This window comes from Hymenobacter defluvii, assembly GCF_017589435.1.
Classification (GTDB): domain Bacteria; phylum Bacteroidota; class Bacteroidia; order Cytophagales; family Hymenobacteraceae; genus Hymenobacter; species Hymenobacter profundi.
Genome location: NZ_JAGETX010000003.1, coordinates 425,089 through 436,574, shown reverse-complemented (window position 1 = coordinate 436,574; position 11,486 = coordinate 425,089). Strand labels below are relative to the sequence as shown.

Here is an 11,486-nt window from a genome sequence, read left to right as displayed (position 1 = left end):
CCAACTTATCAGCAGCGAGGCCCCGGCCCTGCGTCCCCACCACTAGCGGGGATGCGGCCGGGGCCTCCCTCGTTTATAGCCCTACACGTCGGCGGCATTAGAGTATCGTTTGCCATCTACGTGCACTTAATAAAAGCCCAAGACCTATACGGTTCTTGGGCTTTTGCTTTATTAAGCATCATTATCTAGTTGGTTCAGTTGCTACTTCAATCATGTCTTCGAGATAAAGGTATTGCCCACCGAAGTGGTAGAAATGATTAGACAAACTCAGCATGACTGTATGACGACTTTCTAACAGCTTTATTATAGGTTGTTTACAACTGATAGAATCCGAAAGTGAGTAGAGGCTTTTACGAGATGTTGTTTCGTTAGAAGTGGGTGTGACTTAGTTGAAGCACTCCAGTAATTTTTTGCTTAGGAAATCTTCTTGATTGAGAAACGTTAGCTTTGAGAAGCAAGCACGTTGCTGCTTTGATTAGTTTCTCGACAAGAATGATGTTAACCTACCCCTGGTTTTTAATAGGGTTGCTAGCACTAGCAATTCCAATTTTCATTCACCTTTTTGAGTTACGTAGGCCACAACGTATAGCTTTTACCAACGTTGGGTTTATCCGGGAAGTGAAGTTGGTTACGGCGAGGCAGCGTAAAGTGAAACATTTACTCATTTTGCTCTGTCGTCTGCTTTTCCTGTCTTTTTTGGTCTTAGCCTTCTGTCAGCCCTTTATTCCGGCAACAAAGGAGGGAAAAGCAAGCGGTGGGAATGTGCAAGTACTGTTAGACACATCGGCCAGTATGCAGGCGTTGGGTCAGGATGATCAACCTTTGTTTGAACAAGCTGTACAACAGGCGCGTGATCTACCTACCGCATATACTTCATCAGTGCAGTTCTTTTTGAACAACACCCGGACTCTACTGTCCACTGAAGCATTTCAGAGTGAAATAGAACAACTGAGGTCAGTAGCTAATGGGAACACAGCCTCAACATTATTAGCACAGCAACAAAGTAGAGCCGCGAATAAGGCTTCACAGGTGTTTGTACTGTCTGATTTTCAGAAAAACAATTTTTCTGCTAAAACTCTCAGTAGTTTAGACTCAAGTAAGCAAGTGTTTTTGGTGCCGTTGGCGGCAACCCCTACCCACAATGTATATGTGGATAGTGTCTGGATTGAGGATGCCTTTGTGCGGGCCGCGACTGATCTGCCTTTGCACATCCGGTTGCGAAATGGCGGTAGTGTTACGGCGCCAGCGTGTCGGGTGAAAGTGTTGATAGGGGAGCAGCAAGCGGGTACGTTGCAGATGACAGTGCCAGCAGAGCAAGACGTGACAACCACTGTACAGATTCGACTCAAGAACAATGAGCAGCAATTGTGTCGGGTAGAGGTGGAAGATTTGCCGGTGACATTCGACAACACTTATTTTTTCGTGTTACAAGCGTCTCCTCGAATTGCAGTACTGGATGTAGCCGGCACTGCACAGCCCCCTACCCAGCGGCTGTATGCGAATGAGGCCTTGTTTGCTTATACCGGTACGCAACCTACGCGAGTACAATATGGGCAGTTGGCTAGCGCTGATGTAGTGTTGCTACAAGAGTTACCGCAGATAGAAGCCGGATTGCGTGACAATATTCGCCAAGCAGTAGCGCAAGGTAAATCAGTAGTGATTATTCCGCCTGCTATAACTTCGGGTAGGGCTTCCTATACTCAACTGTTTCAGGAATTAGGTATTGGCAACATTCAGTGGGAGCCTGCGGCTACAGGCTCGCCGGTGTTACGGGACGTAGCTATGCCTGACTTACAAAATCCGTTTTTCCGGGGCGTATTCACTGGCCCCACACGGCAAACGGTGATGCCGAAGGCTGCACCAGTGCTGCGTTGGTCTCGCTCAGGTAATGAAATTCTGCGCCTGCGGGATGGAGATGGATACTTAGCGCAATTTGGAAGCGGCCGTGGCTCTGTGTATGTATTTGCAGCACCTTTCAGCGGTGGTTATTCGGACTTTGCTAGTCAGGCGCTGTTTGTGCCGGTGATGTACCGGTTGGCTATGCAGAGCTATCGGCAGACTGCACAGTCTGCTTATCGACTCAACCAAGCGGTAGTAACCGTAGCAGTACCCAATAGCACACAGAGCAGCGCTGATCAAGTATTGAAGCTTACGAAAGACAGTCTGACATTTATTCCAGCGCAGCGGAGAATAGAAAACACGGTGCAGTTGGAAGTACCGCCAACCATGAGCCTGCCAGGTTTCTACTCGCTTACGCGTAATGGGCAGACGATTGCCACTTTGGCATTCAATGTAGACAAGCACGAGTCGGAATTAGCGAGTTACTCAGCAACCGAGTTACAGCAGTTAATTGGGCTGAATCGGCCGAATATACAAGTGTACAGTGCAGCTAACGGTGAGTCGGTGGCGGCGCGTTACCGAACGGAACGGGTGGGCACACCTTTGTGGCGCTATTGTCTGTGGGCTGCTTTAACCTTTTTGCTGGCAGAGATACTAGCAGTCCGGCTGCTAGGAAAAAGAACGGTAGGTAACGCACCAGCCCACGCCGTTGCAGCCTGAGGCTGATCGGAGATACAAACGGGCATTTCTTGCGAAAGACTTCTATCTTGCCGCTTTCCTACGAATACTTCCGTGCAATCTTCTTCTCTTTCACATCCAGTGCTACGCACTGCGCTACGATTTGGAGTAGGTGCTGGCTTACTGAGCGTAGCTTGGGTGGCAGCGCTTTACTTGATAGGTGTCAATCCATTCGGGGGTAAGAGACTTCCTACCATGTTATTTGTGGTAGGGGCAGTATTAGTAAGCCAGTGGTGGGTGCGGCGCCATTTTCAGCCAGAGGGGCCAGGATTAGGTCGCTCGTTTGGGGTTGGTATAATGACAACTGTCTTATCTGCCGCTATATCAGCTACGGGGTTGTATGGCATTGCGCAGGTAGCAGGGCCAGAATCCATGCAGCGCCACATAACAGAGATGCGGCAGTTGCTGGAGTCGAACAAAGAGGCATATCTACAGCAGCGCAATGGGCAAGAACAGTATGAGCGCACGTTGCATAATCTGGCCAGTACACCGCAGGGACTAGCCGCCGACGATTTGAAGAACAAGCTACTTTTTGGCTTGCTTATTAGTTTGCCAGGGGCAGTGTTTTTTCGCCGATAATACTATCACACCTATAACTGATTTGAACATGGAAAACAGCTCTACTTCCACTGTTACAACTGCCAACGCAGGCGTACGTTACGGGCTGCTGGCAGGTATTGCTAGCGCTATCTTATCCCTGGTGCTGTATGCTACCAATTTAGAGCAGAGCCCAGTGCGTTGGGTGAGTATGCTTGTACTGGCCGGTGCTATTTTCTTAGCGCAACAGTTCTATAAGCAGAATAACAATAGCTTTATGAGCTATGGGCAGGGCCTTGGTATTGGTGCTATGGTAGGGGCAATTTCTGGTTTGGTTAGCGGTGTTTACACATTTGTCTATACCCAGTTCATCAATCCCGATTTCATGGCAACTGCCTTGAATAAAGCTCGCACTGATATGGAAGCGCGGGGCAATCTATCAGATGAGCAGATTGAACAGGGCCTGCAAATGTCGTCTAAGTTTATGGATGGGCCTTTCCTGTACATCGGTGCTATATTGGGCACGCTATTTTTTGCGTTTTTGTTAGCCTTGGTAATATCAGCCTTCACTAAACACAAGCGACCCGAGTTTGAGTAAGCGTAGTTCCTACTTTCCTGTTGAGCTTTCCATTGTCATCCCCCTGCTCAACGAGGCCGAATCTTTGCCAGAACTAACGCGCTGGATTCATCGTGTACTCACGCAACACGGGCTTACCTACGAGGTACTGTTGATTGATGACGGCTCGACGGACGACTCGTGGGCGGTGATTGAGGAACTGGCTGAGACAGATTCGCACTTGCGGGGCATCCGCTTCAACCGCAACTATGGCAAGTCGGCAGCTTTAAACGTAGGCTTCAAGGAAACGCAGGGTAGGGTAGTATGCACCATGGATGCAGACTTGCAGGACTCGCCGGAGGAACTACCTGAACTCTACCGCATGATTACCCAGGACGGCTACGACCTGGTAAGCGGCTGGAAGAAGAAACGCTACGACCCGCTCAGCAAAACCATTCCTACCAAGCTGTTCAATGGCGTGACACGCAAGATTTCGGGCATACAACTGCACGATTTCAACTGCGGTTTGAAAGCGTATAACCACCGTGTGGTGAAGAGTATTGAGGTCTATGGCGAAATGCACCGCTATATTCCGGTCATTGCCAAGTGGGCCGGCTTCCGCAAGATTGGCGAGAAGGTAGTGCAGCACCAAGAGCGTAAGTACGGTACTACCAAGTTTGGGCTGGAGCGTTTCGTATATGGTTTTCTGGATCTGCTGAGCATCACTTTCGTGAGTAGGTTCCGGAAGCGGCCGATGCACTTTTTTGGCACTGCTGGGGCGCTGTCGTTTCTGATTGGCATGCTGATTACGCTGTGGCTGGTAGGGGAGAAGGTATACTTGGCTACCTTGAATTTACATGCACGCGACGTAACCAGTCAGCCTTTGTTTTTCCTGGCGCTAGTGGCCGTGGTGGTAGGCGTTCAGGTGTTTGTAGCAGGCTTTCTGGCAGAGATGATTCAGTTGAACGGGCCGCGTAAAAATCAGTACCTTATTCGAGAGAAGCTGAATATCAATTCATAACGAATGAACGTCGTCATCATTGGTCCGGCCTACCCCTTGCGGGGCGGGCTGGCTACTTACAACGAGAGGCTGGCCCGAGCCTTCCGCGAAGCCGGTGATGAAGTGCGGCTGGTCACGTTCTCGTTGCAATACCCTGATTTTCTTTTTCCGGGTCAGACGCAATTCAGCACAGAACCAGGTCCCGACGACTTGAATATCGAAGTCAGCATCAACTCCGTGAATCCGCTATCGTGGTGGCGGGTAGGGGAAAAGCTGCGCCGCGAGAAGCCCGATTTGGTCGTTTTTCGGTTTTGGTTACCGTTTATGGGGCCGGCGCTGGGCAGCATTGCCCGCCGCATTCGACGCAACCGCCACACGCGCCTCGTGGCCATCACCGACAACGTAGTCCCCCACGAAAAACGCACCGGTGACCGACCCCTCACGCGCTATTTCCTGAAAGCCTGTCACGGATTTGTGACGATGAGCCGGGCCGTGCTGGCCGATCTGCGCCGCTTACACTTCCGCCAGCCGGCGCACTATCAACCCCACCCGCTTTACGATAATTTTGGCGCGCTCCGTACCAAGCAAGAAGCACTGCAAGCACTTGGACTTGCTCCGGAGTTCGGCTATTTATTGTTTTTTGGTTTCATCAGAGCCTATAAAGGCTTGGATATTCTGTTAGAAGCGTTTGCCGATGAACGATTGCAACAGCTACCCATCAAGTTGATTGTTGCGGGCGAATTTTATGAAGACGCTGCGCCATACGAGTCGCTTATTAAGCAACACAACCTGGAAAATCGTTTGGTGCGGGCCACTGACTTTATCCCGAATGAGCAGGTAGCAAACTACTTCTGTGTGGCCGATATGGTGGTGCAGCCCTACAAGCACGCCACCCAGAGTGGCGTTTCGCAGATTGCCTACCATTTCGAGCGGCCTATGCTGGTAACCGACGTAGGAGGCTTGGCCGAACTGATTCCGGATGGGGAGGTAGGCTATGTGGTAAAGCCCACGGCCAAGGATATTGCTGATGCGTTGGTCGATTTCTACCAGCACCAGCGGGAAACGGAATTTGCCGCAGGCGTATGGGCGCGCAAAAAACAGTTTTCGTGGAGCGAGATGGTGAAGGCTCTGAAGCAGGTGGCTGTTGAGTAGGCTGTTAGCTGCTGGCAGGTAGCTATCAGCTAACCGTAATGCTTTCCTGCACGGCCGCAAACACCTTCTCCGCGGGCAACTCCTCCATGCAGCTGGTGCCTAGTTTGCAGGTGCCCCGGTAGAAGCACACGCACGGGCGGTCGGGTTGCACAATCTGGCCGCGGCCGTAAAGGTCAAACTCGTAAGGATTGAAGATATTGTTCATCAGCACGGTAGGCTTGCGCAGGGCAATGCTGATGTGCATGGCCATCGTCACCTGCGTCACGATGACGTCCATTTGGTGGAGCAGGTTGATGAACTGCTGTAGCGGAAACGTGCCGAGGTAGGTGGCGCCGGTGGCTGTGTGTAGGCGGCTGTTGCGCTCGTCTTCGGCTTCGCCGCCAAGCAGCACCGGCGCGTAGCCGGCCTGTTGCAACTGCGTGATGAGGGAAATCCATTTTTCATCCGACCACAGGCGCGTGGTCCATCGGTCGCCGCAGCCGGTATTGAGGCCGATGCGCGGGCTACCCTGGGGTAGGGCGCTCCAACGGTATCCTTTGTCTTCGTGCGTGTCGAACACGTACTCTTCGCCCCGAAACTCAAAACCGCACAGCTCAAAAATTTCCTGTACGTAGGGCTTCCGGTTTTCCAGGCTCAACTGATCAAACACGCCCGTCAGAAATTTGTGATTGGCCAACTCGTTGCCGGGCCACGCCACGCCGTACTGCGGGTGTAGGCGGTAGCCGAATTTTTGGGTAGCCCGAATGGTGTCGTGCAGCGCGCAGGCTTCTTTGTCCTTATCGAGATTGAAGAGTAGGTCAAACTCCCGCGCCTGCAAGTGAAGCGTAGCCGGTAGGTCGAGCTTCAGCACCTCATCAATTTCGCCCTGCGGCAGAATGGCGGGTGTGAGCGTGAGCCACGTAATCTTTGCAGCAGGATACTCCTGGCGTAGGCGCCGGAGCAGCGGCGTGGTACGAATCACGTCGCCAATAGCGCCGAGCTTGATGATAAGAATGCGCTGCTGCACGGGCGCATATGCCGGACAATCGGCGCACAGATAGCCGTGTTCTTTATTGGGACGGCAGGGAATATCACCCCGGAAATGGCGGCAGTCGGGATGTACCACAACGCCGGCTAGAAGCTCAGACACAGGAGAAAACAGGAGGTGGAAGCGGTAAAAATAGCAGGCGAAACTTGATAAACCGGCGCACAAGCCACGTGGTCAAATCAAATCAAAAGCCCGCGCATATTGCGACAGGTCGAAAAAGGTGTCGGCGTGCAGCTTTTGCTTGATATTGCGGCGGTGCGTTTCCACGGTACGCTCGGAGATAAACAGACGCTCGGCAATATCAGCAGCGCTGTGGCTCAGTGCCAATAGATGCAATATTTCCCGTTCGCGCTTGGTCAGCTGCGCAAAACGCTGGTGATGCTGGCGCAGAAAATCGCGCTCGTCCAACAGGCGCTGCATCTTGGGTGTCAGGTGCGTGCTGGCATCCAGTGGACTGGCAAAGCAGAGTAGCAGCAACGGAAGGCCATCGTGGCCACGCAACAGCAAACGCATGGTAGTCAGGTGCCAGTGCCAATCGGTGCTGGGGTTAGGACGAACCTGCTGAAAGAACGTGATGATCTGGTTCGAGTCGTTTTTAGCTACCAACTCCGAAATACGCGGCACATACTCCAACGATTCCTGCTGGTTGAAAAAACGAGTGTGATAGGCGGGGCCAATGGCTTGCAGCTCGGGTAGGGTAGTCTGCAACAGGCACAGCCCTGCCTTCGACATATACTCGACGCAGGTAGTCCGGGTATTGATAATAATGATAACACCCGGATACAAATCGGCCGAAGCAGCTATTTCGGCCACTTTTGCTTCTATCAACGCACGACACATGCTGGAAAGGGTATGGTAGAAGAACAAGTAGGCTATTACAGCACTCAATAGTAAGATGAAGCGCTATATTAACATACTTATTTTTTATCTATATACCCACATAATTCGTCGGTGAAATAGCGCGCAATTCCTCCTTCACGCCTTCAGAGACTTCCAATGTATCAATAAATTCGCGGATAGTATACTCCGTGATGGGACCGTGGGTGCGGGTGAGAGCTTTGAGGGCGTTGTAGGGGTCGGGGTAGTTTTCGCGGCGCAGAATGGTTTGGATGGCCTCAGCTACTACCGGCCAGTTGGCTTCTAGGTCGCGGTGCAAAGCGGTTTCGTCGAGGGCCAGCTTGTTGAGGCCGCGTTGCAGGGCCTGCAAGGCAATGAGCGCATGGCCAAGTGGCACGCCCAGGTTGCGCAGCACGGTAGAGTCGGTGAGGTCGCGCTGGAGGCGGGAAATAGGCAGCTTGGCCGCCAAGTGCTCCAGCACGGCGTTGGCCATGCCCAAATTGCCTTCGGCATTTTCAAAATCAATAGGGTTGACTTTGTGTGGCATGGCCGACGACCCTACCTCTCCGGCCTTAATGGTCTGCCGGAAGTAGCCCATCGAAATGTACTGCCACACATCGCGCGCCAGATCAATAAGAATGGTGTTGAGGCGCTTGAGGCCGTCACAGAGCGCGGCCAGGTGGTCGTAGTGCTCAATCTGGGTGGTAGGGTAGGAGCGCGAGAGGCCCAGCGACTCTACAAACTGGTTGCCGAACTGGTGCCAATCGGTGCCAGGGTAGGCCACGTGGTGGGCGTTGAAGTTGCCGGTAGCGCCGCCAAACTTCGCCCCAAACGGCACCTGCGCCAGTAGCGCCACTTGCGCATCAAGCCGGGCCACAAACACCTGAATCTCCTTGCCCAGGCGGGTAGGCGAGGCCGGCTGTCCGTGGGTGCGGGCCAGCATGGGCACCGCGGCCCAGTCCTGCGCCCGCGCCGCCAGTTGGTTGCGTACGGCCGCATAAGCAGGTAGGAGCGTTTCCAGCAGGCCTTCGCGCAGGCTCAATGGAATAGCTGTGTTATTAACGTCCTGAGACGTGAGGCCGAAGTGGATAAACTCCAGGTAATCAGCTAGTCCTAAAGCTATAAACTGGTCGCGCAAAAAGTATTCTACGGCCTTTACGTCGTGGTTTGTCACCTTTTCGTGCGCTTTTACCGCTTCGGCATCCTCAGTCGAAAAATTCCGGTAGATGGCGCGCAATTGCTCGAATAATTGGCTATCAACTCCACTAAGCTGGGGTAGGGGCAGCTCGCACAACGCAATGAAGTACTCTACCTCCACCAATACACGGTAGCGAATCAAAGCCAGCTCGGAGAAGTAGGGTGCCAGTGGGGTCGTGGCGCGGCGGTAGCGTCCATCGAGGGGTGAGATGGCCGTGAGGGGCGAAAGCGAGAGGTAGGCAGAGGAAGTAGACATGCAGAAGAAAAATAACCCGGTGGGGCCAAAGGTAGTAAAGCCCATCAGGATGCCGATGCGGCACACCTGCCTTTTCGTACCTTTGTATCTTCTCTGTACCTGAGTCCGGCACGAATCTAGTGCGCCGGGCTACTCAGTTTATCTCTCCGAAACGGTCGCGTGACTCCAGCAACGAAGAAAAAAATCGGTATTGGTCTGGGCATCCTAGTGGTGCTATTGGCCGGTGCATTTGGCGTGTTCCTTCTCAAGCGTCAGCAGCTGCTACAGTATGCCATGCAGCAGGTGAAAAGCAAGGTAGAGCGCAAATATCCCCTCACGCTGGCCTTTGGTCCGGCCCGGTTCACAGACTGGAACTCAGTGCAGATTGATGGCGTGAGCTTAGTGCCCGTAGCCGGTCCGACAGTGACTGCCGATACGCTGCTGCAAGCACGCCTGATTAAAGCGTCGGTAAGCCTACGGTCGTTGTTTGCGCTACGGCCCGTGTTCAGCAACCTCGAAATCAATGATGCTCGCCTCACGGCCCGCAAAATGCCAGCTAAGGATAACTTTTCTTTTCTCTACAAAAAGAAGAAAGGAGAGCCAGTAGTGAAGCGCGACACCACCAAAGGCACAAATTACGGACTGCTGGCGAATCAATTGCTGGAAGCCGCTTTCGATAATGTGCCCGGCCAAGCCAGCTTCCGGCGCTTTCTGGTTACCTACCGGAGCCCCAAGCACGATGCAACCATCGAAATGCCGCAGCTGGTGATTGAGGATGGCGACATCAGCGGGCAATTGCTGACAAATATCGACTCGGTGGCAAACCAATTGGGCGTACAGGGCCACATCGAGCCCGGCGACTATGAGTTGAATGCTTCGTTGTTTGGCCTGAATCAGCAGGCTGTCACGCTCCCCTACCTGCAACGGCGCTTCAATGCTCGGGTGCAGTTCGATACGCTACAGCTGAGCCTGGACGGCAAGGACTACAGCAGCGACGCGCTGACGGTGCGCGGCGCGGCATCGGCGGTCAACTTCAAAGTGTACCAGCCCAAAATTGCCGCGCGCGACATTGTCGTGCGTCACGGCGGCCTCAATTTTATTACGACGCTGGGGCAGGCCTCGTTTGAGTTGGAAAAGGGCTCCAAAATTCGGCTAAACCAAATGGAGCTGTATCCTGAGTTCAGCGTGCGCAAGCTGCCGCTCAAGCAGCGGGTAATTGGGAAGAAAGTGAACGGAGTAACCTCACGTAACGACCTGCTGGCAGGCTTACAAGTGGCTATTGACGTCAACTCAGCCGAAACCAAAGCCAACGACTTCTTCGCTTCCCTACCCGAAGGCATGTTCGAATCGTTGGAAGGCATGCAGGGAGAAGGCACTCTCACGTACAGCCTGCACACAGCCCTGGACATGAACCAGGTTGATAGTCTACAATTCAACTCGTCGCTGAAAGGCAAGAATTTCCGCATCACGAAGTTCGGAGCCGAAAACCTAAACAAGCTGAACGAGGAATTTGCCTACACCGCCTACAACGACAAGGGCGACTCCATTAAAACCTTCTTGGTAGGACCATCTAATCCCGATTTCACGCCCTACAATCAGGTTTCTAATTATCTGAAAGGCGCTATCCAGACGGCCGAAGATCCACGCTTTTTCTCGCATAAAGGCTTCATGGAAAAGGCATTTGTGAAATCGGCTATTCAGAATATCAAGGAGCGGCGCTTTGCGCGCGGCGGCAGCACCATCTCCATGCAACTGGTGAAAAACGTGTTCTTGACGCGGCAGAAAACCGTGGCCCGTAAGGTAGAGGAGATGCTGATTGTGTGGCTGTTGGAAAATACCCGCATCGTATCGAAGGAGCGGATGTTTGAGGTGTACCTGAACGTTATCGAATGGGGACCGAAGATTTACGGCGTGAAAGATGCCGCCCGGTTCTACTTCGCCAAGCAACCCGCCAACCTCAACCTGTCGGAGAGCCTGTACCTGGCCAGCATCATTCCCAAGCCTAAGTTCTACCGCTACTCTTTCGATAGCTACGGCAACCTGCGTGGCTCGGCCCGCTACTTCTACCGTCTGATTGCGGGCCTAATGGCGCGCAAAGGCCTCATTCCGCAAGAAGACTACGACAACCTGTCGCTGGGGGTAGCGCTGAACGGTCCGGCCCGCAAATACATCGTAACGGCCGTAGACACCGTGCGGACCGTAGTGCCCGCTGATACTGCGCAGTTTGAACCGCTGGATCTCATCGATTTGCTCGGTGGCGGCACGCCCCGCACCCCCGACGAGGGGGCCAACACGGCGCCGCCTACGACTGCACCTCCGCAAGTTCCGTAAGGCTATCTATTACAAAAAAGGCGCGCTCTCCTAATGA

General features: G+C 53.1%; 9 protein-coding genes. 6 read left to right on the top strand and 3 right to left on the bottom strand.

The features are described from left to right. Nucleotides 1-492 precede the first annotated feature (492 nt). From J4D97_RS08725 to J4D97_RS08705, 5 genes are all read left to right on the top strand, one after another. Entirely contained in the window at nt 493-2,559 is a 2,067-nt protein-coding gene (locus tag J4D97_RS08725; RefSeq protein WP_208307230.1) for a BatA domain-containing protein, read from the top strand. Between the two features lie 72 nt (nt 2,560-2,631). Beyond that, a complete protein-coding gene (locus J4D97_RS08720; RefSeq protein WP_347879334.1) occupies nt 2,632-3,156 on the top strand; it encodes a DUF4199 domain-containing protein in 525 nt (174 codons plus the stop codon). Nucleotides 3,157-3,184: 28 nt separating this feature from the next. Next, entirely contained in the window at nt 3,185-3,712 is a 528-nt protein-coding gene (locus tag J4D97_RS08715; RefSeq protein WP_208307228.1) for a DUF4199 domain-containing protein, read from the top strand. Next, nucleotides 3,705-4,691 carry a glycosyltransferase family 2 protein gene (locus tag J4D97_RS08710; protein ID WP_208307227.1) on the top strand — a complete coding sequence of 329 codons (987 nt, stop codon included), beginning with the start codon at nt 3,705-3,707 and terminating at the stop codon, nt 4,689-4,691. The genes J4D97_RS08715 and J4D97_RS08710 overlap by 8 nt, the downstream gene beginning before the upstream one ends. A gap of 3 nt (nt 4,692-4,694) precedes the next feature. Continuing rightward, nucleotides 4,695-5,822, top strand: coding sequence for a glycosyltransferase (locus J4D97_RS08705; RefSeq protein ID WP_208307226.1), 1,128 nt, complete (start codon nt 4,695-4,697; stop codon nt 5,820-5,822). Nucleotides 5,823-5,847: 25 nt separating this feature from the next. Here J4D97_RS08705 and J4D97_RS08700 read toward each other — a convergent pair whose 3' ends face one another. From J4D97_RS08700 to purB, 3 genes are all read right to left on the bottom strand, one after another. After that, nucleotides 5,848-6,951, bottom strand: a complete 1,104-nt coding sequence (locus tag J4D97_RS08700; protein WP_208307225.1) for a glycosyltransferase family 9 protein — start codon at nt 6,949-6,951, stop codon at nt 5,848-5,850. A 72-nt stretch (nt 6,952-7,023) separates the two neighbouring features. After that, on the bottom strand, nt 7,024-7,689 hold the full coding sequence (locus J4D97_RS08695) for a helix-turn-helix domain-containing protein (RefSeq protein WP_208307224.1): 666 nt from the start codon (nt 7,687-7,689) through the stop codon (nt 7,024-7,026). Nucleotides 7,690-7,777: 88 nt separating this feature from the next. Then, a complete protein-coding gene (purB, locus tag J4D97_RS08690; RefSeq protein WP_208307223.1) occupies nt 7,778-9,139 on the bottom strand; it encodes an adenylosuccinate lyase in 1,362 nt (453 codons plus the stop codon). A gap of 159 nt (nt 9,140-9,298) precedes the next feature. Between purB and J4D97_RS23850 the strand changes: the two genes are divergently transcribed. Then, a complete protein-coding gene (locus J4D97_RS23850; protein WP_208307222.1) occupies nt 9,299-11,449 on the top strand; it encodes a transglycosylase domain-containing protein in 2,151 nt (716 codons plus the stop codon). Nucleotides 11,450-11,486: the final 37 nt, after the last annotated feature.